Annotated in this window: 24 protein-coding genes; 5 read left to right on the top strand and 19 right to left on the bottom strand. The window is 63.8% G+C overall.

Translation table 11 applies throughout. The features are described from left to right. Positions 1 to 89 precede the first annotated feature (89 nt). From IVB50_RS28435 to IVB50_RS28415, 5 genes are all read right to left on the bottom strand, one after another. Entirely contained in the window at positions 90 to 1,652 is a 1,563-nt protein-coding gene (locus tag IVB50_RS28435) for a CopD family protein (protein WP_247298494.1), read from the bottom strand. Next, positions 1,652 to 2,167, bottom strand: a complete 516-nt coding sequence (locus IVB50_RS28430) for a YcnI family protein (RefSeq protein ID WP_247298554.1) — start codon at positions 2,165 to 2,167, stop codon at positions 1,652 to 1,654. Before IVB50_RS28430 ends, IVB50_RS28435 begins: the two co-directional genes overlap by 1 nt. Positions 2,168 to 2,193: 26 nt before the next feature. Further along, positions 2,194 to 2,712, bottom strand: a complete 519-nt coding sequence (locus IVB50_RS28425; RefSeq protein WP_247298491.1) for a copper chaperone PCu(A)C — start codon at positions 2,710 to 2,712, stop codon at positions 2,194 to 2,196. A 139-nt stretch (positions 2,713 to 2,851) separates the two neighbouring features. Then, positions 2,852 to 5,059, bottom strand: a complete 2,208-nt coding sequence (locus IVB50_RS28420; RefSeq protein ID WP_247298552.1) for a TonB-dependent receptor — start codon at positions 5,057 to 5,059, stop codon at positions 2,852 to 2,854. 84 nt (positions 5,060 to 5,143) lie between these two features. Continuing rightward, positions 5,144 to 5,518, bottom strand: coding sequence for a DUF2946 family protein (locus IVB50_RS28415; protein ID WP_247298489.1), 375 nt, complete (start codon positions 5,516 to 5,518; stop codon positions 5,144 to 5,146). A gap of 476 nt (positions 5,519 to 5,994) precedes the next feature. On the opposite strand from IVB50_RS28415, the gene IVB50_RS28410 reads away from it, so the two are divergent. The 4 genes from IVB50_RS28410 (at position 5,995) to IVB50_RS28395 (ending at position 10,113) form a co-directional block, all read left to right on the top strand. Beyond that, positions 5,995 to 6,399 carry a globin gene (locus IVB50_RS28410; protein ID WP_085353314.1) on the top strand — a complete coding sequence of 135 codons (405 nt, stop codon included), beginning with the start codon at positions 5,995 to 5,997 and terminating at the stop codon, positions 6,397 to 6,399. Between the two features lie 141 nt (positions 6,400 to 6,540). Then, complete coding sequence (locus tag IVB50_RS28405) at positions 6,541 to 7,563, top strand: sugar ABC transporter substrate-binding protein (RefSeq protein ID WP_007610940.1); 1,023 nt, start codon at positions 6,541 to 6,543, stop codon at positions 7,561 to 7,563. 6 nt (positions 7,564 to 7,569) lie between these two features. Then, positions 7,570 to 9,072 carry a sugar ABC transporter ATP-binding protein gene (locus IVB50_RS28400; RefSeq protein WP_018455067.1) on the top strand — a complete coding sequence of 501 codons (1,503 nt, stop codon included), beginning with the start codon at positions 7,570 to 7,572 and terminating at the stop codon, positions 9,070 to 9,072. 12 nt (positions 9,073 to 9,084) lie between these two features. Continuing rightward, complete coding sequence (locus IVB50_RS28395; RefSeq protein ID WP_085353317.1) at positions 9,085 to 10,113, top strand: ABC transporter permease; 1,029 nt, start codon at positions 9,085 to 9,087, stop codon at positions 10,111 to 10,113. A 326-nt stretch (positions 10,114 to 10,439) separates the two neighbouring features. On the opposite strand, the gene IVB50_RS28390 is transcribed toward IVB50_RS28395, so the two are convergent. After that, a complete protein-coding gene (locus IVB50_RS28390; RefSeq protein WP_247298486.1) occupies positions 10,440 to 11,144 on the bottom strand; it encodes an L-2-amino-thiazoline-4-carboxylic acid hydrolase in 705 nt (234 codons plus the stop codon). 41 nt (positions 11,145 to 11,185) lie between these two features. Continuing rightward, positions 11,186 to 11,578 carry a RidA family protein gene (locus IVB50_RS28385; protein WP_247298483.1) on the bottom strand — a complete coding sequence of 131 codons (393 nt, stop codon included), beginning with the start codon at positions 11,576 to 11,578 and terminating at the stop codon, positions 11,186 to 11,188. Positions 11,579 to 11,707: 129 nt separating this feature from the next. Here IVB50_RS28385 and IVB50_RS28380 point away from each other — a divergent pair, with 129 nt between their 5' ends. Continuing rightward, positions 11,708 to 12,331 (top strand): LysR family transcriptional regulator, encoded by a 624-nt coding sequence (locus IVB50_RS28380; protein ID WP_247298480.1) that lies wholly within the window; start codon positions 11,708 to 11,710, stop codon positions 12,329 to 12,331. On the opposite strand, the gene IVB50_RS28375 is transcribed toward IVB50_RS28380, so the two are convergent. The 12 genes from IVB50_RS28375 to nuoN form a co-directional block, all read right to left on the bottom strand. Beyond that, positions 12,246 to 13,388 (bottom strand): oligopeptide/dipeptide ABC transporter ATP-binding protein, encoded by a 1,143-nt coding sequence (locus tag IVB50_RS28375; RefSeq protein ID WP_247298478.1) that lies wholly within the window; start codon positions 13,386 to 13,388, stop codon positions 12,246 to 12,248. The genes IVB50_RS28380 and IVB50_RS28375 overlap by 86 nt on opposite strands. Continuing rightward, positions 13,381 to 14,361 carry an ABC transporter ATP-binding protein gene (locus tag IVB50_RS28370; protein ID WP_018455073.1) on the bottom strand — a complete coding sequence of 327 codons (981 nt, stop codon included), beginning with the start codon at positions 14,359 to 14,361 and terminating at the stop codon, positions 13,381 to 13,383. Before IVB50_RS28370 ends, IVB50_RS28375 begins: the two co-directional genes overlap by 8 nt. Further along, positions 14,358 to 15,179, bottom strand: a complete 822-nt coding sequence (locus tag IVB50_RS28365) for an ABC transporter permease (protein ID WP_007603580.1) — start codon at positions 15,177 to 15,179, stop codon at positions 14,358 to 14,360. The genes IVB50_RS28370 and IVB50_RS28365 overlap by 4 nt, the downstream gene beginning before the upstream one ends. Continuing rightward, positions 15,176 to 16,099, bottom strand: a complete 924-nt coding sequence (locus IVB50_RS28360; RefSeq protein ID WP_018455074.1) for an ABC transporter permease — start codon at positions 16,097 to 16,099, stop codon at positions 15,176 to 15,178. Before IVB50_RS28360 ends, IVB50_RS28365 begins: the two co-directional genes overlap by 4 nt. Before the next feature lie 60 nt (positions 16,100 to 16,159). Then, positions 16,160 to 17,746, bottom strand: a complete 1,587-nt coding sequence (locus IVB50_RS28355) for an ABC transporter substrate-binding protein (RefSeq protein ID WP_247298550.1) — start codon at positions 17,744 to 17,746, stop codon at positions 16,160 to 16,162. A gap of 134 nt (positions 17,747 to 17,880) precedes the next feature. Then, positions 17,881 to 19,161, bottom strand: a complete 1,281-nt coding sequence (gene mtnK, locus IVB50_RS28350; RefSeq protein WP_018455076.1) for an S-methyl-5-thioribose kinase — start codon at positions 19,159 to 19,161, stop codon at positions 17,881 to 17,883. A 35-nt stretch (positions 19,162 to 19,196) separates the two neighbouring features. Beyond that, positions 19,197 to 19,544 (bottom strand): hypothetical protein, encoded by a 348-nt coding sequence (locus IVB50_RS28345; protein WP_007603574.1) that lies wholly within the window; start codon positions 19,542 to 19,544, stop codon positions 19,197 to 19,199. A gap of 28 nt (positions 19,545 to 19,572) precedes the next feature. Further along, positions 19,573 to 19,848 carry a DUF1467 family protein gene (locus tag IVB50_RS28340; RefSeq protein ID WP_018455077.1) on the bottom strand — a complete coding sequence of 92 codons (276 nt, stop codon included), beginning with the start codon at positions 19,846 to 19,848 and terminating at the stop codon, positions 19,573 to 19,575. A gap of 9 nt (positions 19,849 to 19,857) precedes the next feature. Beyond that, positions 19,858 to 20,262: a methylmalonyl-CoA epimerase gene (gene mce / locus IVB50_RS28335; RefSeq protein WP_018455078.1), complete on the bottom strand. Its 405-nt coding sequence runs from the start codon at positions 20,260 to 20,262 to the stop codon at positions 19,858 to 19,860. Positions 20,263 to 20,274: 12 nt separating this feature from the next. Then, the gene (locus tag IVB50_RS28330; protein WP_018455079.1) at positions 20,275 to 21,945 is read right to left on the bottom strand and encodes a ribonuclease J; all 1,671 of its coding nucleotides are present in this window, start codon (positions 21,943 to 21,945) and stop codon (positions 20,275 to 20,277) included. Beyond that, the gene (locus IVB50_RS28325) at positions 21,945 to 22,751 is read right to left on the bottom strand and encodes a biotin--[acetyl-CoA-carboxylase] ligase (RefSeq protein ID WP_085394843.1); all 807 of its coding nucleotides are present in this window, start codon (positions 22,749 to 22,751) and stop codon (positions 21,945 to 21,947) included. Before IVB50_RS28325 ends, IVB50_RS28330 begins: the two co-directional genes overlap by 1 nt. Position 22,752: 1 nt before the next feature. Further along, a complete protein-coding gene (gene nuoN, locus IVB50_RS28320) occupies positions 22,753 to 24,189 on the bottom strand; it encodes an NADH-quinone oxidoreductase subunit NuoN (RefSeq protein ID WP_018455081.1) in 1,437 nt (478 codons plus the stop codon). Between the last annotated feature and the right edge of the window lie 13 nt (positions 24,190 to 24,202).

Raw genomic sequence — 24,202 nt, 5'->3', positions numbered from 1 at the left:
CGGGAATGAGGAAAACCCGCTAACACAGCGGAATTCCTGTCATTTTTCCGTCGACTTCAGATTCGACGTGATGTGCCGAAGAGCCCGATTCAGGGCGCCGCCACCTCAAGCTCGTCCTCCAGCGTGATCTTCTCGAAATCGCTCACCAGCGCGTCGATCCGCACATGCCAGCGGCCCGCAAAGGGCAGCTCGACCTTGCGCACGTGCCAGTAGCTGTCCGGCCCGAGCGAGGCGTTCCGCTCCATCGGCTCGATGCCGCGTTCGGGCAGGCTCAGCGTCAGCGTCACCTCCTTGGCCTCCAGCACCGCCCCCTCGCCAGTCATGAGCTGCAGGACGAAATCGTCGATACCCGCCTTACCCGGCGAGACCAGGATCTGAAACATCGCCCTCTCCGTATGGATGTGGATCGCCAGCGGGGTCTCCGGAACGATCGTCCGCGGCGGCGGCGTGAAGCGCCAGCCGGCGACCACGGCGAAGATGCCGAGCGCGATGGCGCATTCGATCACGATCGAGCGCTTCAGGGCCGGCGCAGCCTTGTGATCTCCCGCCAGCGCCGGGGTCAGGCGGAAGCGGTTGAGCGCGGCAAGCGCCAACAGCACGAGGACCAGCGCGAGCTTGATCGAGAGGATGAGCCCGTAGCGGGTCTCGACCAATGCAGACGGATTCTCAAGCTGGACGATGGCGAGCCCGAGGCCGGTCAATGCGAGAACACCAACGACCGGCGCGGCGAGGCGAGAAAAGCGGTTCACGATAGGCAATGCCACGGCGGGCCGCTTCGATAACAGGGCGACCAGCGGTGCGAGGGCTCCAATCCAGAAGGCAACACCAAGACCATGGAGAAAGATTGCCGGCCGGGTCAACAGTTCGGGCGGTGCCGTAGCGGCGTGCCCGGTCATTGCCAGCGACAAGCCGACGCCGACGAAGGCAATAATGGCCAGAGCGCGCGCGCACCACGCGCTGCCTAGCGCCAGCAATGCGAACAGCATTGCAGCGACGGCCACGAGCAAGGCGGGGCCCGCGCTGGTCCCGAATGCCACTTTCCAGGGAGCCATCGTCGCGAGAGCCGACAACGGTAGCCCGAGGAGATCCAGCCCCAACACACCAAGGGACGCCACCGCGCTCGGGACGCCGATGGCAAGCGCCACGCACGGAATGGTTATGCCGGTCATCGACCACGCAACCCAGCGTGCAAAGAAAACGCCGCCGACGCCGACGAACAGGCCAAGATAGAGACCGACCCGCGCCAGCCAGATCAGCACGTTCAATCCGCGATCGGCGTTTGCGGGAGGTTGCGTCCCCGTCGGCATGCCGATAGAGAAGATCACCGATCCCGTGACGGGATGGCCGTCCTGCGAGATCACGCGATAGCTGACGACCGCCGTGCCCTGCGGCATGTTCATCGGCATCGCGACCGAGATGGTCTCGCCCGATGCGTTGACGCGCACATCATCCCGCGCCCTGCCCGCGCCGTCGATCAGCCGGATCGCGCCCGGCGTGACCGCCTCGTTGAAGTGCAGCTCCACGGCCTTCGGCGCGCTCGCGAGCATGCTGCCGCTCGCCGGCTCGACCGCGATGAGCGCCGCGTGCGCCGAGGCGCCGGTCGCTAAACCGACAAAGAGGAGCAGCGTCGCGAACGCGGCGAGCAGGCGCATCAGGGTTTTGGCAGGAGTTTCAGGCCAGGCGCCGGTGACTTGTCCTCGTGCGAATGCCCGGTCCCATCCGCGGGGATCTCGATCCAGCGGCTGACGCCCGTCTCGCATTCCTGGACGACGGGGAAATACAGCGTCGTATTCGGCTTCAGGCTCGTGGTGAGGAAGCTGCTGATGACGAACTCATCGTAATTGTGGTCCGGCAGCTTGCCGCCGGACCAGGCCACCTCCTTGACGCCGGAGGAAAGCTTGTTGCCGTGGTAGTCGTACTCATTGGCGTATTTGCCCTCGACGATATCGACGGTCCAGCCCGCCTTCGGCATCGGTTTCACCGCGATCACGCCTTCCGGAATCTGCACCCGGATCTTCACCGTGGGCGAGCCCTTGCAGCCGTGCGGCACGGCGAAGACGGCCTTGTAGAAGGAGCCGACCGCCGCCTGTTTGGTCTCTAGCGTGATATGCGCCGCCGCGGGCGACGCTGCGAGCGCGGCGATCAAACTCGCAAGGATTCGATGCATTGTCATGGAAGGCTTGATCTGTTTCATCACATCTTCATTCCCGAATGATCCGGCATTTTCTTCATCATGTGTCCGCTATCGCCGGGCGCCTGGGCGCCGACGCCCTGGACATCGAGGGAGACGACGACCTTGCCGGCCTTCTCGAACTGAAGCGTCACGGAGACCTTGTCGCCCTGCTTGAAGGGGCCCTTCAGCTCCTGGAGCATCAGGTGGTAGCTGCCGGGGGCGAACTTCACCGTCTTGCCGGGATCGATCACCAGGCCCTTGTCGAGCAGGCGCATCTTCATCACGCCGTTCTCCATCGCCATCTCGTGAACCTCGGCCTTCCCCGCGATATCCGCGGAAACGCTGACCAGCTTGTCGGCCACTGTGCCCTTGTTCTCGATGGTGAGATAGCCGCCGGCGACCTTGGCGCCGCCCGGCGTCGCCCGGCTCCACGGTTGCGAGATGACAAGATCGCCCGCCTTGACGTCGTCGGCCCGTGCGACGGCATAGCCGGTCAGCAATAGCGAAATTGTAAGCAGAGCTCGTCCGATAGTCTTCATGTTGATTGCCTCTTTCTCGATTGATCCGGCCACGGATGGCCCTGCATTCTTCCACGACGACCTTCCGCCACCGTCAGCATCGGCATTCGAATGCCGGCCTGCCGCGGGCCGAATATAGACCCAAGCGCCCATTTGCACGTCACCATCGATACCTCATTCCAGCGTACACTGCCCGTCCCGTGCCCGGCTCAAACAATGCTGACGTCGCCGTCGCTCGATCGATGATGCTCGCGCTGGCTGTGTAGGTCTTGTTGGTGAGATTACGCCCCTCGATGTAGGCAGACATCGGGCCACCATTGTCGAAGCCGGCTTTCAATCCCAACAGGGCGTAAGGCTCTGTCGTCAGCGTGTTCATGCTGTCGACGAAGTAGGCCTGTGGCACCCATTCGACGTTGGGTCCAACATAGAACCCGGAAGGGTGCTTGTAGAGAAGCTCCGCCCGCAGGTAGTGAGTTGGAGCTCCCGGCAATCGATTGTTTCCGAAGGTCGGATCTTTGTCGAAGCGGAAGTCGTTGAAGGAATAGGCGACATTCAGCCAGACCTTGTCCGGCGCCGGGCCATTGACGAAGATGTCACGAAGGATTGCTGCGCTCGCGCCGGCCTCGATGCCTTGATGAAAGGTGCGGTCGGCATTGGTCACATTGCAATTGCCGAAAGTACTATAGAGGCATTGCAATTCGTCGCGAATGTTGGCCCGGTAGGCCGTCAGTTCCCAGGCATAATCAGATCGCTTCATGCGAGTCCCGATTTCGTACGTGGTCGCAATCTGCGGGCGGATGCTGGTGAACGGGATCGTCGGAATGCCGAGACCAATCGCGCTTTCGCCGAAGCTCGGCACCTCGGCACTCCGCGAGACATTGGCGAAGGCTTGCCAGGCCGGATCAATTTGCCACAACACACCGCCTTTCGGCGACCAGAGATTAAAGCGCGTTGCCCCCGATTGATCCCCGTCGCTGATGAAGCGATCCTGCCGATTGCGGGTCGCGTACAGAAATTGCGTGCCGCCGATCAGCGCAAGATTTGGAAGGACGTAGAAGCTGTCCTCGACATAGGCGGAAATATTCTCCGACCGATCGATCGAGGAAGAAAGCAGTGCGCCCTTCTGCCCGCCAATGTTGGCGAACTGCTGGTTGTCAATGCTGCCGTTCAGCACATTGACGCCTGCGACCAACTTGTTGCGGAAGCCGCCAATGGTGCGGTCATCCGTGATCTTCGCGAATCCGCCGTAGTCCTTGTAACGGTAGTCCAGCCACTGGAAGATCGGATGCATCAAATGGCGATCGACGCCAAAGGCGCCGAATTCGACTTTGGTGTCATCGAAACGAACGGTGGTTTTGTTGGCGAGCCTGACAGTATCGATATTGCGCTGCTGATCCATCGCAACATTCGCGGGTGCAGCAGCTTCCGGATCGGTCAAAGCGGACGTCTTGGTCACGGTACCCGGAATTCGCTGCCGCACCTCGTTGGCATTGAGGTAGAACCGTGTCTCGACATCCGGCGAGAACTGATAGCCTACATTACCGCTCAAGCGGTTGCTCGAGCCGAAGCTGTGATCGCGAAATCCGTCTGCGGCCTGCGTGGAAGCGGTCACGAAGCCGTCCCACGGACCGTTGACGCCTCCTGCGTTCGCCTGAAGTCGTTTGTAGCCGAATCCTCCGACATCGAAGGACACACCATTCGGAAACGAGTCGCGGCCGGTCGGGGTCACGAAGTTGATCGCGCCTCCCAGCGAATTGGCGCCGAACTGAAGCGCGTTGCCGCCCTTGAAGACTTCAACATATTTGTAGGCGCTCGGATCGATCTCCTGGAAATCGCCATAGCCATCCGCAGTGTTGATCGGAATGCCGTCCATATAGAGCTGCACACCGCGCAGATGAAAATTGCGCGACAGGCCGGACCCACGAATCGAAAGGCGGGTGTCGTCGCCCCATTTGGGCTGGGCGTACACGCCGGGCACGTAATCCAGAACATCCTTGATCGTGTTGGACGGCGTCGAGTTCCTGTACGCCTCGGCCGACACGAGCGCCACGCCGCCCGGCGTCTGGTTAATCTCTGCCAGCGCTTGTTGCGCCGTCAGAACCGTCAGGGCACCCGGAGCCCCTGTACTCTGTTCGCTCGCGGTTTGCTGCGGTGATGGGGTCGTTCGCAGGCTTCGCGTGACGCGCGCCGATCGCGCAGAATTGCGTGGCGGTCGGACCGCCGACGCACGCTTCTGCTGAGGCGCCTCAACGGTGATCGGCGGCAGCACTGCGCTGCTGTCTTGGGCAAAGGCTCCGCTCGACGACGCAAGCAGCGCGGCCTGAATGGCAACGACGCTCACGCCACGGCGGGCATGACAACGTAACATGGGGCATTCCTGACGCCGGGCTTTCTCTCCGGCCATTCGACAGCATCAATCGCCTGCGGCGGACCGCGGCGATCACGAGAGTCGTCAGGAAAATTGAGGCGGGGCGCGCGCCTGGGCGTTTGTGCCCTTATGGGCCGCGCCGGCGAATGCCTCCGCCGCGCGCCACACCACGCGCTGGGCGTGGCGCAAGGGAACGGAGAGTGCGGCGTGCGGCGGCGAATCGGGCGACGCGCCCACCTGCGCCAGGCAACAGAGGGCACACGTACCGGCATGTGCGACCGGCGTACCCGCCGGATCGTTCAGCCCGCCTTGCTCGCCTGCGCTGTGGCAGATGACGGCGGCGGACAGCGGATCGGCCACGGCCTGGCCGGCCGCCAGACAGGCGGCAATCGGCGCCAGCACCTGCATCACTAGGGCAAGCAGGACCAGAGGTAGGAATTTTTGCAGCCGTGCGCGCATCCGCCGAACCGTTTGTTCGTCTACTAACTAAACACCGGCGGATGGCCAAGTCGAGCCCGGTTCCGCCGCCTTCTTGGTCCCGCGCAAATTCCCCGGAAACTGTGGTCCGGCCGGCCCAAGGGAGGGGACCTCCGGGATTTGAGGCAGTCGAGACCTGGCCCATCCACAGATTTCTTATATTTGTCATACACTTATGCGGCCGGCCGCCCGATCATTTCGTCAATTGCTCGAATTTTGAACATTCGTTGCCGAAAATGATGACAAGTGAGAAAAGTTGATCTAGCATCCTTTTGCTCAGGCTGGCCGCGAGGTCGAAGTCTGGTGGTCCAAGTCTCGGGAGGAGCCCCTGACGCGCAAAATGCAGCGTCGCCCCGCCAATCAAGATCAAATCTTAGAATCGGGGATAATAGGGTCGACACAATTTTCGAGCGGGGCTAGGGCCCCGCTCTTTTTTTGTCTGCGGGGCTAAAGCACCGATGAATCCTTCTCCCAATCCGATCGAACAGAGCTTTGAACTTGCAGCCTCGCGCTGCATCGATCTCACGCCACTCGTCTATCAGCGGCTGTTCGAGCAGCATCCCGAAACCCGGGCGATGTTCCGCACGCTAGGCAGCGAGATCGTGATGGGATCGATGCTCGCACTCACGATCGAGGCGATTCTCGACTTCGCCGGTGATCGCCGCGGGCAATTCCGGCTGATCACATGCGAGGTCGTATCGCACGATGGCTACGGCACGCCGCGCGAGCTGTTCATCGCCTTCTTCGCCGTCATCAGGGATACGCTGCGCGATCTTCTCCGCGATGAATGGTCGCCGGGCATGGCGCAGGCATGGGACCGATTGCTCATCGAGATCGACGCGTTCGCCGCCGTACAGGCCTGACGCTTTGCGCTGCACCAACACGAGCTCGCGGCGACCCCGCCGTTGATTGCGGATTGAGTGGCACCAACTCTTGTGAGACACTTTCGAACATCGGTCGCGCAATCAATGACGCGCCGAGATAGAATTGTATGGGAGCGAGCGATGTCCGGGACGAAAGATTTCTCGACGACGAGGCGCGATCTTCTTCAGGCGGCAGCAACCGCCGGCGCCGCGACTGCCATCCTCGGCAGCATGGGCATAAACCCCGCCCTTGCAGCCGAAGTCGGACGAAGCGAGAAGCCGCTGAAGGCGGCGTTCTCCAACGCGGGCCTCCAGGCGACCTGGTGCGCGCAGGGCAAGCAGGCCGCGGAATTCTGGGGCAAGCTGTTCAATGTCGAGGTCACCTGGTTCGACGGCCAGCTCGATGCCGTGAAGCAACGCGCGGCGATCGACAACATGGCCTCGCAGAAATGGGACTTCGTCGCGATCCAGGCTTTTGGCATCGGCACGCTCACCCAGCCGGTGCAGAAGATGATCGACGCCGGCACGCCCGTGATCGACATGGACACGCTGATTGCGCCGCTCGACCAGATCAACGTCCACTCCTTCCTCGCCCCCGATAACGAGTTCATGGGCGCCTCCGTGACGCAGGCGCTGTGCAACGCCATGGGCGGCAAGGGCAAGATCATCATGACGCAAGGAGCCCTCGGCCACACCGGCGCGCAGGGCCGCGCCAAGGGCTTCAACAATGTCGTGAAGCAATTCCCTGGGATCGAGGTGCTCGACACCCAGCCGGCCGACTGGGATGTGTCGAAGACCGCGCGTCTCTGGGAAACCTACCTGACGAAGTATCCGCAGATCGACGCGGCGTTCTTCCACAATGACGACATGGCGCTCGCCGCCGCCAACATCATGAAGGCGCGGGGCCGCACCAACATCCTGATCGGCGGCGTGGATGCGATGCCGCCGGCGATCCAGGCGGTCAGCGAAGGCCGCATGTTCGCCACCGTGCGCAATCCGTCCTGCCGCATTCATGGCGGCGCCATCATCGCGGGCGTTTCCGCCGTGGTCGGCGGCGAAAAGAGCGGACAGGGCATTCCCAAGAACGTCGTCACCGACGGTCCGGTCGTCACCAAGGCCAACGCCGCCGGCATGCAATGGATGCAGGATCACTTCCTGATCTGAGCCTCCATGCGAGAGGATCGTTCGCCCATCCTGGAACTGCAGGGCATCACGAAGAGCTTCGGCGGCGTCGAGGCGCTTCGTGGTGTCGACTTCGCGCTTTCACCCGGCGAGATCCATGGTCTCGTCGGCGAGAACGGCGCGGGAAAAAGCACGCTGATGAAGATCATCGCCGGCGTGCACACCGAATTCTCCGGCCGCTTCCTGATCGACGGACAGGAGATGCATTTCCGGTCGGCCCGCGATGCCCACAGCGCCGGCATCGCCATGGTGCACCAGGAGCTCTCCGTCGCGCCCGACCTCACGGTTGCGGAGAACGTGTTTCTGGGCAACCAGCCGACCAACGCCCTCGGCCTCGTGCAATGGCGGCGGATGGCGCGGGAGGCCGGCGAGCAGCTCGCCCGCTTCGGCATCGACGTCGATCCGATGAGCAGGCTCGGCGATCTCCCGATCGGGCTGCAGCAGCTGATCGAGATCGCGCGCGTGCTGTTCTCCGGCGCCCGCATCGTCATCCTGGACGAGCCGACGTCCGCCCTCTCTCCGCCCGAGGTCGAGCGATTGTTCGCGACGCTGCGGCGCCTGCGCGAGGAAGGCACGGCGATCGTCTTCATCTCGCATTTCATCGAGGACATCTTGCGCGTGTCCGACACGGTCACCGTGTTCCGCAACGGGCGGAAGGTCGCGGAGACGGCAAGTGCCGCGACCAACAAGGGCGCGCTGATCGAGGCCATGATCGGCCGCGGCGGCGAAGCGCTCGAGCACAGCTACAGCGACGATTTGATGCTGCCCCAACCGAGCGACAGCTCGGTTGTCCTAAGGGTCGACCAGCTGTCGCTGGCCCGCAGCCTGAAGGACATCTCCTTCGAGGCGCGCGCCGGCGAAGTGCTCGGCATCTACGGCTTCATGGGCTGCGGCCAGCAGGAGCTGTCGCGCATCTTGTTCGGCAAGCTGAAGCCGGACGGCGGCACGCTCGCTGTCGAGGGCAAGCCCAAGACCTTCGCGAGCACGGCGGCGGCACGGCGCGCCGGGGTGGCGCTGGTGCCGGAGAGCCGGCGCGCGATGCTGTTTCACCAGGAGCCGGTTTACAAGAACATCTCGATCAGCATCCTCGATCGCATCTCGGCGTTGCTGCTCAAGCCGGCGCAGGAGCGCGACATCGCAAAGCGCCAGGTCGAGCAGCTCCAGATCAGGCCACCCGTGGTCGGCCTCGATCTCGGCATGCTCTCCGGCGGCAACCAACAGAAAGTCGCGCTGGCGAAATGGCTGACCTATCCGCCAAAACTGCTGGTGCTCTGCGAGCCCACTCGCGGCATGGATGTCGGCGCCAAGAACGACGTCATCAACATCGTCCGTGATCTCCGCGCCAGGGGGCTCGCGATCATCGTGCTGTCGACCGAGCCGGAAACGGTGCTGTCGCTGGCCGACCGCATCCTGGTGCTCAAGCGCGGCGCATTGGTGCGCGAATTCAAGAACGAGCCGGTCAGCAAGGACCGCCTGCTGGAAGCGGCGTGACGGAGAAGCACCATGGCAAGCAGTGACACGGCTTTGGCGGCGGGGCAGCGGACGCGAGGGCTTGCGCCCTTCCTGCGCTCGCAGATGCGCAACATCGCCCCGTTCCTGACGCTGATCTTCCTGTCCGGCTTCTTCGCGCTGGCCAGTCCGTCGTTCGCGACGCTGGACAATCTCGGCAACATCCTGACGCAGGTCTCCGTCACAGGCATCATCGCCGTCGGCCTCACCTTCGTGATCCTCTGCGCGGAGATCGACCTCTCGATCGCCAGCATCGCCAACGTCACCGGAATCGCGGTCGCCTACTTCACGCTCCAGGAATCCTACGTCAACATTCCCAACATTCCCCTGCCCGGGGCCGCAGCGATCCTGCTGGCCATTTTGCTGTGCGCGTTTCTCGGCCTCGTCAATGCGCTGGGACTGACCGTGATCGGCATCCCCTCCTTCATCATGACCTTGGCGATGATGCAGATCGCGGCCGGCATCTCGGCGCTGCTGGTGCGGGGCCAGATCGCCTACAAGGTGCCCGGCGTGATCACCACGCTCGGCTCCGGATCGATCGGCGGCATCCCATGGATCGTCATCGTCGCCGCGATCATGCTCCTCTTGGGACATCTGGTGCTGACCTACACGCGCTTCGGCCGCTACGTCTACATGGTCGGCGGCAACCGCGAGGCGGCCGAATATTCCGGCCTTAACGTCAAGCTCATCCTCGGCGCGGTGATGGTCATTTCGGCGGTGTGCTCCGGTATCGGCGGCATGCTCGGTGTCGCTCATTTCGGCAGCGCGCAGCAGAACGAGTTCGACACCTATCTGCTCGACTCCATCGCTGCCGTCGTCGTCGGCGGCACCAGCCTGTTCGGCGGCCGCGGCGGCATCGGCAACACCATCGTCGGTCTCTTCGTTCTCGGTGTTCTGAACAACGGCCTCGACCACGTCAACATCGACAGCTTCCTGAAAATCCTGATCCGCGGCCTGATCCTGCTGGCAGCGCTGGTGATCAATGTTTATGCGCAGCGGCTGAGGGAGAAAGCGGTGGAATAGCCGCCCCTCAAAACAAAAAGCGCGAAAACAACCTCATGCACAGTAGAGACTGTGAGGGAATTCAACGACTTACAAAAATCCGAAATTGTGTAGCTGCGACCGTGGCGGCATTTGACTCGTCGGGCAAAACAGGAGCAGGATGTCATCGTGGCAGCGGGCGCGGATGGGCTCAGGGTCGCTCCCCAAACTCCGTCATTGCGAGCGCAGCGAAGCAATCCAGGCTGCCGCCGCGGAAAGATTCTGGATTGCTTCGCTGCGCTCGCAATGACGACGTGACAGCAGGGGCAATCCAGCCTCACCTCGATCGCGGAGCATGAGAACGCGGCTTAGCTCTCCGCTTTCTCATCCGGCGCAAGCCGCGAGAACCGGAAATTGCAGTGGCTCGCACCGCCCGCTAACGTCTGTGTCCTTTCCAGCCGGATGCCTCGCGCTGCGTAGGCAACGAAATCGAGCCCGCAGATGTTCGGCAAAATGTCCTTGTCGTCATGGCGCGCCGCGAGTTTGCAGAAGCCGCAAGCCTTGTAGTTGATGCCGAACTCAAAACTGTCACCCGTATCAGGCTCGACGAAATCGTAGACGAAATCTTCCGGAAATTCGGTCTGATGGCTTTCAGTCGCGATTCTTGCCGCCTGCTCGCGCAGCAAGGCCTGGTTCTCCGGCGACATGAATTGACGCCCTGAGTCGAGACGCTCCGCTTCAGGCGCGGTGAGCAATTGCGCCTTGTAGGTTTCCCGCTCGATCTCGCCGATCACAGGCACCGGCACGCCGTGGCGCCGCAGCACCCGGCTGATGGCCATAAAACCCATCAGACGCATGAAGAAATCGCTCATGCGGCTTGCCGCGCCGCCGACATAGGGCATTTGGGTGAGCACGATTTCGAACTCGTCCATCACCTCGCGCCTGATCTCGTCGATCTCGGAAAGTTGCGCGCACTCACGCAACATCGCTTCGGCCAAATCGAGCCGATCGCGCATGGCGGCCTCCATTGCACCGCGATGCGCTTCGTAAAACGGATGGATGATCTCAGCCATGGGACACCCGATATGATTGGCTCATTGCAAAGTCGGCTGGTTCACTCCGCGGCGATCGCCTCGATCTCCAGCAGCCATTTGCTGTCGACGGTCTCGACGATCACGACCGTCAGCGCAGGCTGGTGTTCGCCCAGCATCGCGCGACGAATGGAGCGGTTGGTCACGAGTTGATTGCGGTCAGTCAGGAACGTGGCGACCTTGACCAGATGCGCGATGCCAAGGCCGGCGGCAGCAAGCACCTCGATCAAATTGCGCCAGGCCTGCTCGCACTGCGCCTCGAAACCTTCGGGCACGGTGCCGTCGAGTCTCTCCGGCACCTGGCCGCTGATGAACAACAGGCGGCGATACTGCGTCAATTCAAGTCCCATGCAGTAGCCGCCGGCAGGCGCATGGACTGTTGCGGGATTGTGGCTGACGAGGTGAGCTGGGGGCACGAGGTTTCTCCGGATTGCGGGTCGGACCGTATCCGGCGCCATCACCGCTCCGCAAAGCATCATTGCTGCGGTTCAGCGCAAGAAAATCTATTGCAAGGCCACAGCCCATCAGTGTCAAAATGGAGCCCGATGACCTACGCCCTTCCCCCACTGAACGCGCTGCGCGCCTTCGAGGCCGCCGCGCGGCATCTCAGCTTCAAACTGGCCGCACACGAGCTGCACGTGACGCCCGCCGCCGTGGGGCAGCAGGTGAAGGCGCTGGAGGCGCGCCTCGGCGTGCAGCTCTTCGAGCGGCTGCATAAGCAGCTCGTCCTCACCGTCGCCGGTCAGGCCTATCTGCCCGGCGTCTCCGAAGGCTTTCGCCACATTGCGGAGGCGACCTCGCAATTGAAACCGGCAGGTGCGGTGCTGCTGCAATTGGGCATCCATGGCGGCTTCGACCTCCGCCGCCTCGACCTTGCGGCGTTTCGCAGCACGCATGCGGAGATCGGCTTGCGGGTGCTGCATCCGGCCGGCCTGCACGAATTCATCGAGGGCAAGGTCGACCTGCTGCTCGCCCGCGGCCTCGGCCACCATCCCGGCTATCGCTGCGACCGGATCGATGAGGGATCGGGTTTGGGCGATTGGCTGGTTGCGCCTGAAGGCACCGCGGATTGCCCGGAGATCGTCAGTTTTCGCGCGTGGCTGCGTGGCCTGTCGGCGGAGAACTCGATAGCGAATCGCCGCCCTCGTCTGGTTGGTGGCAGACGATAGGCTCGACCGGCACGGAGGGTAACGGAGATAGAGCGACGCTCGCTGCACCAATTTCGTCACTTCGCCAACACCTCACCGCGTGCCCGTCCGCCCGCGTTTCAAGCACAGGCCCCGGCTCGCGCCGACACACAGCCTCCGCATACCGGCATCGCGGGCTGAATGCGCATCCGTTCGGCGGATTGAGCGGGTTGGGAAGGTCGCCCCCTGTCGTCGCCAGCGGCGCATGGCGCAAGGGATCGGGGATGGCGGCGATCAGGGCTTGCGTATAGGGGTGCGCGGGCCGTTCGAAGATCTCGCGCCAGTGGCCGTTCTCGACGATGCGGCCGAGATACATCACGGCGACCTTGTCGCTCATGTGTTCGACGACGCCGAGATCGTGGCTGATCATGATGTAGGAGAGGCCGAGCGTTTCCTTCAATTCCAGCAGCAGATTGATGATCTGGGCGCGGATCGAGACGTCGAGCGCCGAGACCGGTTCATCGCAGATGACGATCTTCGGATTGAGGATCAGCGCACGCGCAATGCCGATGCGCTGGCGCTGGCCGCCTGAGAATTCATGCGGGTAGCGGTCGGCCTGCTCCGGCCGCAGGCCCACATGCCGCAGCATCTTCGCGACGCGGTCCTCGATCTCGCTCTTGGCCGTGACGCCATGCACGCGCAGGGGATCTTCCAGCGTGCGGCGAACGGTCTGGCGCGGATTGAGCGAGGCGTAGGGATCCTGAAACACGATCTGCACGATGCGGGCCAGCGCCTTCCGATCGCCGGATGGTCGGTTGGTCACGTCCTGTCCGTCCAGCACGATGCGGCCGCGCGTCGGGGTCACGAGGCCAAGGATCGACAATGCGACCGTCGACTTGCCGGAGCCGGACTCGCCGACGAGGCCGAGGCATTCGCCCCGCTTCAGGGTGAGATCGACGCCGTCAACGGCACGGAGCAGCCGCCGGCCGCGCCCGAGCAGGCCGCCTCCGAGCGGAAAATGGACCGCGAGATCTCTGACGCTGAGAATGACATCGTCGTCCGGCCGTGTTTCAACCAAACTAGCTTGCGGCTCATGCATGGTGGTGACACCTGACCAGGCCGCCGGCGTCCAGCAAATCCGCTTCCGGCGGGGTGGTCCGGCAAATATCGGTCGCCTGGGCGCAACGCGGATTGAACCGGCAGCCGTTGGGGAAATTCGTGATGGCCGGGACCACACCCGCGATCTCCGTCAGGCGGGTGCGGCCAAGCGCTGCGCGACTGCCGAGCCGCGGCAGCGAGGCAACCAGGCCTCGCGTATAGGGGTGCGAGGGTGCCCGGAAAATATCGGCCGAGCCGCGCTCCTCGACGATGCGGCCGGCATACATCACGGCCACGCGGCGGCAGACATTGGCGACCAGCCCCAGATCGTGGCTGATCATCAGGATTGCGGTTCCCCGCTCGGCACACAGATTCCGCATCAGCTCGATGATTTCGGCTTGCACGGTCACGTCGAGCGCCGTGGTCGGCTCGTCGGCGATCAGGAGATCCGGACCGCAAGCGAGCGCGATGGCGATCATCACGCGCTGGCGCATGCCGCCGGACAGCTGGTGCGGGTAATCCTTCACGCGCCGCTCCGGGGCGGGAACGCGCACGCTCGCCAGCGCCTCGACCGCCAGTCTATCGGCTTCCCGCCAGCTCTTGCCCTTGTGCAGCACGAACATCTCGGCGATCTGCCGGCCCACCGGCGAGACCGGGTTGAGCGCCGTCATCGGCTCCTGGAAGATCATGGCGATGCGATTGCCGCGCAGATCCCGTTGCCTGGCGGCTGAAAGGTGCTGGATCTCCCGTCCCTCAAACCGGATGACACCGCCGCCGATCGACAACGGCTGCCGCAACAGGCCGATCAAGGCCAGCGCCGTGATGCTTTTGCCGCAGCCGGATTCGCCGACAAGGCCGAACGTCTCGCCGCGATCGATGCGGAATGAAATGCCCTCGGCCGCCGCAACGCGCCGCGATCCATCGTCGAGATCGATACGCAAATCCTCGACTTCGATCAGCGGCGTGCGGGTCATGTGCGCCGGCTCCGCGATTGCGGATCGAGAATGTCGCGCAGGCCGTCACCGAGCAGATTGAGGCCGAGCACCGTCAGGAAGATCGCAAGGCCGGGAAACACCGAGAGCCACGGCGCGGTCGTGATCTGATCGCGGGCATCCGACAACATGCTGCCCCAGCTCGGAAACGGCGGGCGGACGCCGAGGCCGAGGAACGACAACGCGGCTTCGGACAAGACCGCGCTGCCCATGCCGAGCGTGCCGATGACGACGATCGGCCCTAGCATGTTCGGCAGCAGCTGCGTGATCATGATGCGGAGATCGCCGTAGCCGAGCACGGTCGCGGCCTGCACATAGCCCTGGCTCCTCAGCGACAGCGCCGAGGCCCGCGCGATCCGGCACGTGAAGGACCAGTTGGTCAAGCCGAGTGCGATCAGCAGGCTGGTCAGGCCGGGACCGAGCACCGCCATGATGGCCAACGCGAAGATCAGCGAGGGGATCGCGAGCATGAGATTGGTCAGGCCGTTGACGACATCGTCCCACCAGCCGCCCCAATAGCCGGCGCTCAGGCCCAACGCGACGCCGATGACGCTATTGATGAGCTGCGAGACGATGCCGACCGTCAGCGAAACCCGCGCGCCATAGACGACGCGGGAATAGATGTCGCGGCCTTGGTCGTCGGTGCCGAACCACCAAGTCCAGCTCGGAGGCTCTTCCGCGTTGAGCAGATTGGCGTCCAGGACAGGATCGGTATGCGCCAGCCATGGCGCGAGCAGGCCGACCAGGATCGCAAGCGCGAACAGCGCGCCACCGATGATGAGATTGGCGCGGAGCTTCATGCGTATCTGATCCTGGGATCGATCACGCCGTAGAGCACGTCGATCAGCAGATTGATAGCGAGAAAGGACAGCACCACGACAAGAATGGAGCCCTGGACGGCCGGAATGTCGCGCTGCAGGACACTGTCGACCAGCAGCGAGCCGATGCCCGGCCAGGAGTACAGTTTCTCGACCACGACCGCCTGCCCCATCAGCCCGCCGAACTGCAGGCCGACGGTGGTGAGAATGATGACAAGCGCGTTGCGCATCACATGCCACTTCACGACTCGGGTCTCGCTCATGCCCTTGGAGCGCGCGGTGCGGACGAAATCCGCGGTCATGATCTCGAGGACCGCGGCGCGTGTCGTCCGCGCGAACAGCGCCATCGGCGAGACGCCGAGCGTCACGGCCGGGAGGATCAGATATTTCAGTCCGCCATCGCCATAGCCGAAACTCGGCAGCCAGCCGAGCTTCAACGCGAACAAGTACATCAGCACCAGTCCGAGCCAGAATTTGGCGATCGAAAGGCCTGATACCGCCACGACCATGGCCAGCGTGTCGACGATACCCCCCGGCTTCAGCGCGGCGATGAAACCCAGGGGAACACCGATCACGACGGAAAACGCCATGGCGGTGAAGATGAGCTGGAGCGTCGGCCATATCCGCTTGGCGATCATGAACGTCACAGGCTCGCGCGTCCGGAACGACGTTCCGAAATCACCGGTCGCAAGCTTGGCGATGTAGGCGCCGAAGCGGACATAGACGGGATCGTCGAGCCCGAGCTGCTTCTTCATGCGCAGCTCGACCTGCGGATCGGCATCGTCGCTCATCGACGAGACGATGCTGCCGGGAACGACGCTGAACAGCACGAACACCAGAGCCACCACTGCGAGCACGGTCGGAATGGTCTGCAGCAGGCGGCGGAACAGGAAGGAGAGCATCGGCACTTTTCCTCTCTCCCTCCGTCGTTCATGGCGACGGAGGGAGCGCGAGAGCGCGTGTCACTTCGCGGGCGAGGTCTCGTCGACCCAGAGGTCTTCGACGTTCTGATGGGTCAGTTCGGTCGCATTCAGCTGAACCCCCTTGAGCCACGGCTGCACGGCCATGACCGCCTTGTTGTAGTTGAAGAACCAGACCGGCGCCTCTTCGTAGAGAACAGCATTGGGCTTCTGCAGCAGCTGGGTACGCTTTGCAGCGTCATCGGACTGCCCCGCCTCGTCGATCAGCTTGTCGAACTCGGCATTCTTGAAGTTCATGTAGTTGCAGGCCGACTGCGGTGTCGATGAGTGGAAGCATTTGAGGGCGGCCTGCGGATCGGGTCCGGTCGCCTGCGAATAGACAAAGGCCTGGTAGTCGCCGCTGCGAACCACCTCCGCCAGCACCGCGGTCTCGACCTGCTTGACCTTGGCCTTGATGCCCACCCTGTCCAGCATCGGGATCACGGCCGAGACGATCGGCAGACCCCAGCTCTCGTTCTGGCTGGTGGTCCATTCGAATTCGAAGCCTGAGGGATAGCCGGCGTCGGCGAGCAGCTGCTTGGCCTTGGCGGGATCGAAGGCGTAGGGCTTCATGGCCTTGTCGTAGGCGGTAGAGGTGAGCGGCAGCCAGCTGGTGGCCCGGTAGGCCTTGCCCTTGACCAGCTTGTTGATGATCAGGTCGGTGTCGATCGCGTAGTTGATCGCCTGCCGGACCCGCTTGTCGGCGAACGGCTTGAACGCGGGATTCATCCCCATGTAGCGGGTGAAGACCTCGGCGACTTCCACGACCGTGCCCTTGAGGTCGGCGTCGTTCTGATAGGCGACATATTGCGCCGGTCCCAGCACCGAGGTGTCGATCTCCTTGTTGCGGAAGGCGACATCGCGTGCCGCGGCCTCCCCCATGACCGACACGATGATCTTGTCAGCGTAGGGCTTGCCGGGCTTGTAGAACCGATCCCAGCGCTCCAGAACGATGCGCGACCCCGGCACGTGCTCGACGAATTTGAAGGGTCCAAGACCGATCGGCTTCTGGAGAAAGCTCTCCTTGGCGGCCTCGTCGGCGGGATAGATCGACGTGATCGCGTTCCAGAAGTAGAAACCTGGATCGACCTTCTCGGTCAGCTTCATCTCGAAGGTAAAGTCGTCGATTTTCTTCAGGCCGGAGATCTCCTTGGCCTGGCCCTTCTCGACCGCCGCCGCGCCCTCGATCACGCGGACATAGCGCGCACCGGGATAAGCCTTGGTGCCGTCCATGATGCGGTTGTAGGTCCAGATGATGTCGTCGGCCGTCATCTTGCGGCCGTTGTGGAAATAGGCGTCGTCGCGCAGCTTGAAGGTATGAACGAGGCCTCCGCCCGAGACGACGTCCTCCTTGGCAAGCTCCAGAACCGGCTTGCCTTCCGTGGAATTCCAGATGTAGAGCGACCGGTGCAGCGCCTTGGCGTAGATCTCGTCCTGGGCGCGCTGCGTGGTAAGAATGTCCAGGCTGGTGAAGCTCGAGCCATAAGGCGCGGTCATGCGGATGGTTCCGCCCTTGCGCGGCGTCTGGGCCTCCGCCGAGGCCACCAGTGCCAGCCCCAAACCCGCGATGATCGCCACTATCCTGAACATCATGGTCCCTCCGACAACGCAGCGTGCTCTGGTCCGAGAGTTGACCATCCACGGCACGTCGAGCGCAAGCGTCTTGAAGGGGTTGACGTATGCGAGCGTCGCGCGCGGGCCCCACCGATTTGCGCAGAAGCCCGCTAGAACTCCGGCTGCCAGTCGCGCAATTTTCGCGCTGCAGCGGTGACATCCGCGATGGTCGGAAACGCCCCCACCTCGAGCATCATCGCCCTTGCCAGCCTGACGGCGCGTGCTTCGCTGATCGCGCGCCGGCGCGGATCCTCGATCAGCTCGAAGTCGATATTGTGGGCGAGGCCGAAGATGCGGCGGATGGTTTTTGCCGCGGCGAAGCCGACCGTGTCCGCGAACAGCCGCTGCATGTAGGCCTGCCGCTCGGCTTCCAGCCGTGCCGCGCCTGTCTCGCCGGCGAACAGTGAGGCGGGATAGGCATCGCCTGCGGCGCCAGCGCGCCAGAGCTCGAGGAACTTTCGCGTAAAATCGTTCCAGACCGTTTCCACCGTCTCCAGCACCCAGGCCTCGAAAGCACGCCGTTCGCCCGGCGTGCGCTCATGCCCGGCGGAGGCAAAATAGGCCATCAGGAGGTTGGCCAGCACGGCGCCGACATCGAAACCCATCGGGCCGTAGAACGCGAATTCGGGGTCGATCACCCGCGTCTCGCCGCCCGTGACCATGATCGAGCCGGTGTGCAGGTCGCCGTGGAGCAGCGCCTCGGGGCTCGCCATGAACTTCAGCTTCAACCGGGAGATCGCGACGTGGAGGTCCATATCCTCGCGAAGCTCTGCGGCGAGCGCATCGAGATACGGCGCAGTCCAGCGGTTCTGCTCGGCGACGCGGTAAGGATCGGTGAAGATCAGATCCTCGGTGATCTTGCACAGCGCATGGTTGCCGGCGAAAGCTGCGATGCCCTGCTTCTTCTCGGCCGCCGACACCGCGAGGTCGGAGGTGAAGAACAATGTCCGCGCCATGAAGGTGGTGATGTCATCGACAAAGCGCGGATACTGCGAGCCCGCAACCATCCCCTTGCGCATGATGATGTGGGGCTCGAGCAGCTCCATCACCGTCAGCGCCAGGGCCTCGTTGTGATGCAGCAGCGCCGGCACGAGGCCGGGCGCGAGCTCGGCCTGCCGCGACAAAGCGAGATATTCGTAATGAGCCCGGGACAACGGCAGCGGCCAGCTCTCGCCGACGAGGCGGACATAGGGCAGCGCCTGCTTCACGGCGATGCCGCCGCGGCCGCCCTTGACGATGAAAACGAGATTGAGATTGCCGTCGCCGACTTCGGTGATCGACCAGGAGGCCGGCTCGCCGCCGAGGGTCGCGGCGAGATCCGCAACGCCCGCGAGATAGTCCCGCAACGCCGCCTCATGCAAAATCCGGTAGTCCCCCTGCCCCTGCGCCATGACGATCCCATCCCATGCTTGGCATGGCCGAATCGTTACTCCCGCTCCAGGAAGCTCGAGCCGATCTCGGCCTTTCTTTTGATCGGATCGTAATCACAATAGACGCTGTCCGCCACCAGCGTGTAGCTGGCGCTGACGGTGTATTTGTCTGTTTTGACCGAGTTCAGGCCGATCACCGCGGTGCTCTTGCCGCCGTTCCATTTGAATGGGGTCGAGCTCTTGGCCTGCTCGCAGGCGATCACGGCCTCGTTGAAGACATAGCCCTCGACGAACGCCTTCAGGGTGCGCACCTGCACGGCCATCTTCCACTCGAAATAGCCGATGGCGCCGAGACCGGCGACGATCAGCACTAGAAGCGCGACGACGATCCTCTGAAAAGTCATTCTTCCCCCAACCAAGCCAACCACGAAATTAAAACGGCATGCCCATCAATTTCGACAGGCGCTCGATCGACAAATAGCCGGCGTGATAGGCGACCATGGCGATCCCGTAGATGACCGCCGAGATGATGGTGGTCCAGATCAGCTTGCCCCCCATCCGCGTCAGGATCGGCGCGCCGGGGTCGCTGCCCGGCACTCCGACGCCGTCCTCGTGCTGGCTGCGCACGCCAAACGGCAGCGTCAGGAACAGCGCGACCCACCAGATGACGAAGTAGATCGCGATCGCGGTTGATATCTGGATGGCCATGGCTTCGGCCTATGCCTGCTCGATTTCGACCAGCGCGCCGGAAAAATCCTTCGGGTGCAGGAACAGCACCGGCTTGCCGTGGGCGCCGATCTTCGGCACGCCGTCGCCGAGCACCCTTGCCCCCTCCTTCACCAGCGTGTCGCGCGAGGCGATGATGTCGACCACCTCGTAGCAGACGTGGTGGATGCCGCCGTCGGCGTTGCGGTCCAGGAACTTTGCGATCGGCGAGGCCTCGCCGAGCGGCTCGATGAACTCGATCTTGGTGTTGGGCAGCGTCGCGAACACCGTGGTGACGCCATGCTCGGGCAGCGCGACGGCCTCCGAGATCTGGGCCCCGAATGCGGTGCCATAGATTTTGGCGGCCTTGACGGCGTCCTTGGTCGCGATCGCGACATGGTTGAGCCGGCCCAGCATGTTTCTCTCCCGTTACACTGTCAGCACATGTACCAGACAGGGGGGCTTTTTGCCCCAATGTTCGTTGATCACGGAGCGGACAGCGCGTCGCACCGACTCCGCCAGCGCATCCGGGTCGCGACGGCGCGCCTTCGGCAGGCCCTCGACGGTGGAGACCACGGCGTCGAAGACGAGGTCGTCGAAGGGCTCGCCCGCTTTGTTCTTCTCGGGGATACCGACGAGTTCGACCGCGGGATCGTCGGCAAGCTCGCCCTGCTCCGTCATGGCGATGGCGACAAAGGCGCAGCCGGAGAAGGCCATGCGGCGCCGCTCGCCCACCGCGCGGGACTTGGAGTCCTCCAGAATCGTGCCGTCCTTGTAGAGACGGCCCGCAGGCACTTGCCCAATGATGCCGGGATCGCCGGGGCCGAGCTTGACGAGATCGCCGTTGCGGCAGACCAGCACGCGCGGCACGCCGGCGGCACGCGCGAGCTTGGCGTGCTCATTCAGGTGCAGGGCCTCGCCATGGACGGGGATCAGGAGCTGCGGCCTGGTCCAGGCGATCATGTCGCGCAATTCGTCGCGGCGGGGATGACCGGAGACATGGACCAGCTGGTCGCGGTCGGTGATGACCTCCACGCCCTGCAAGACCAGGCCATTGATGATGGCCCCGACCGCCTTCTCGTTGCCGGGAATGGTGCGCGAGGAGAAGATGACGCTGTCGCCACGGTTGAGCGTGATCTCGGGATGGTCGTCATTGGCGATGCGCGCCAGCGCGGCACGCGGCTCGCCCTGGCTGCCGGTGCAGAGCGCCAGCACCTTGTCCTGCGGCAGATGACCGTAGACCTCGGCGGAGCGGAAACTCTGCACGCCGTCGAGATAGCCGGTCTCGCGCGCGACCTGCACCACGCGTTCCATGGCGCGGCCGACCACGACGACCTCACGGTCGGCGGCCTTCGCAGCGATGGCGACGGCCTTGAGGCGCGCGACATTGGAGGCAAAGGTCGTGACCGCGACGCGGCCCTTGGCGGCCTTGACGAGCTCGGTGATGGAGCTCGCAACCTCGGCTTCCGAGGGTGAGCGGCCGTCGCGCACGGCGTTGGTGGAATCACCGATCAGGGCGAGCAGGCCCGCATCGCCGAGCTCCCGCAGCCGCTTTTCGTCGGTCGGGCGGCCGATGATCGGGGTCGGATCGATCTTCCAGTCGCCGGTGTGCAGCACCGTGCCGACTTCGGTGTGAATCGCGAGCGCATGCGACTCCGGAATCGAATGGGCGACCGGGATGAACTCGACGTTGAACGGGCCGATATCGACGCGCCCGCCTGACGGCACCACCGTCACCGGGATCTTGGGCGCATTGCGCTCGGCGGCGCACTTGGCCTCGAACAGCGCGGCGCTGAACTGCGTCGCGTAGATCGGACATTTCAGCTTCGGCCAAAGGTCGATGATGGCGCCGAAATGATCCTCATGGGCGTGGGTCAGCACCAGCCCCATCAGATTCTTGCGTTCCTTCTCCAGGAAGCTGACGTCGGGCATGATCAGGTCGATGCCCGGCAGATGCTCCTCGTCGCCGAAGGAGACGCCGAGATCGATCGCCAGCCAGGCGCGCTGCTGGCGGTTGCCGAGGCCGTAGATCGACAAATTCATGCCGATCTCGCCGACCCCGCCGAGCGGTGCAAATACCAGTTCTTCCGGCTTCGCCATCACGCAGCTCCCACGGAGGCGGCCGTGCCGAAGAACACCTCGCCCGCGGCGACCGGCACGCGCCGGCCCTCCGCGGTGCGGACGATCAGGCAGCCGGTGTCGTCGATCGTGTCAAAAATGCCGTCCAGCGTCATCACTCCCGTGTGGATCGCGACCCGCTCGCCGAGGCCGGCGGCGCGCTCCAGCCACAATTTGCGAATTTCGGCAAAGCCACGGCCATTGTCCCAGATACCGCGGAATTCCACCCAGGCATCGGAGAGCGCCGAGAACAACTCCTCCGCACTGATCTGGACGCCGAGCGCGGCCAGCGACACCGCAGGCGTCGGCGTACCCTCGGGCGCGGCGACGACGTTGGTGCCGATGCCGACGACGATGGCAAGACGGTCGCCGATGGCTTCGGCCTCCAGGCCGATGCCGACCAGCTTCTTGCCGCCGGCCAGCACGTCGTTCGGCCATTTCAGGGCGTAGCGGGGACGGCCCTCGCCGAGGCGCAGTGCAGCCTCCAGGCTGACCTTCTCCAGGGCGGCCTCCTCGGCCAGCCCGGCCGCAAAGCCGATCGTCGCGGCGACGGAAGGGGCAACGTCCAGGACTTCGAGGACGCTGGCTGCAAGGTTGCCCTTTGGTGCGATCCAGGGGCGCTGGCGGCGGCCGCGGCCGGCGGTCTGCTCCGACGTCACGAACCACATCGGGCCGCGTTCGCCGCGCCTCGCGTGCTCGATCGCCTCGGTATTGGTCGAGCCGGTCCGTTCGAAAGCTGCGAGCTTGTAGCCCGCCGACGCCGCACGAGGACCGAGCGCGAATGCCATCCTAGAACAGCGACTTGGCGGCGGCGGAGGCGACGCTCACCACCGGGCCCGCGAACAGGGCGAACAGAATGTTGAACAGGCCCGCGACCGCCAGCACCGTCTTGACTTCGACGCGCACCGGATCGACCTGCCCGGCCGGCTCGTCGAAATACATCGTCTTGACGATGCTGAGATAGTAGTAGGCGCCGACCACGCTGGAGAGCACGCCGATCACGGCGAGCGTGAACAGGTTCGCCTTGATGGCGGCGACGAAGACGTACCATTTGGCGAAGAAGCCGGCGAGCGGCGGGATGCCGGCGAGCGAGAACAGCAGCATCGCGAACATGAAGGCGAGCAGCGGATTGGTCCGAGAGAGACCTGCGAAATCGCTGATCTGCTCCACCGGCTGGCCGTTCCGCTTCATCGCCAGGATGATGGCGAAGGAGCCCAGCGTCATCGCGACATAGATCACGATGTACATCAAGACGCCCTGCGCGCCCTCGACCGTGCCTGCGGCAAGTCCGACCAGGGCAAAGCCCATATGGCCGATCGAGGAATAGGCCATCAGGCGCTTGATGTTGCTCTGGCCGATCGCGGCGAACGAGCCCAGCGCCATCGAGGCGATCGACACGAACACCAGGATCTGCTGCCACTGCGAGACGATGCCCGGGAATGCGGTCAGCGTGACGCGGGTGAAGACCGCGAGCGCGGCCACTTTCGGGGCCGAGGCGAAGAAGGCTGTCACAGGCGTCGGTGCGCCCTCGTAGACGTCGGGTGTCCACATGTGGAACGGCACCGCCGAGACCTTGAAGCAGAGGCCGGCGAGCAGGAACACCAGGCCGAACAACAGGCCGACATTCGAGATCGTCGCGGCCGCCGCGATGCCGGTGAAGGCCACCGTGCCCGTGAAGCCGTAGATCAGCGAGGAGCCGTAGAGCAGCATGCCCGAGGACAGCGCGCCGAGCACGAAGTACTTCAGGCCGGCTTCGGTCGACTTGGCGTTGTCGCGGTTCGAGGCCGCGACAACGTAGAGCGCCAGCGACATCAATTCGAGGCCGAGATAAAGCGAGATCAGATCGCCGGCCGAGATCAGCACCATCATGCCGAGCGTCGAGAGCAGCACCAGGATCGCATATTCGAAGATGCGGCGCGACGGATCCGACAGGAACTCGGTCGACAGCACCAGCGTCACCGCCGAGCCGATCAGGGCCAGGATCTTCATGAAGCGGGCAAAATCATCGACGATGAAGCTGCCGCCGAAGGTCACGTGCTTGCCCGCGGGCAGCATGTATTCGAGCACGCCGACAACGATCAGGAGCAGCACCGCAAGCGTCGTGACCGTCTTGGTGGTCTCCTGCCCGCGATAGGCGCCGAGCATCAGGAGTGCCATCGCCCCGACCGCGAGCACGAGCTCGGGCAGCACCGGCGCCAGTTGATAACCTGCAGTCTCAAAGCTCATGGCGATATCCTGA

The sequence above is a fragment of the Bradyrhizobium sp. 87 genome, from assembly GCF_023073015.1.
GTDB classification, from domain to species: domain Bacteria; phylum Pseudomonadota; class Alphaproteobacteria; order Rhizobiales; family Xanthobacteraceae; genus Bradyrhizobium; species Bradyrhizobium canariense_D.
This window is presented reverse-complemented; position numbering and strand designations above follow the sequence as displayed.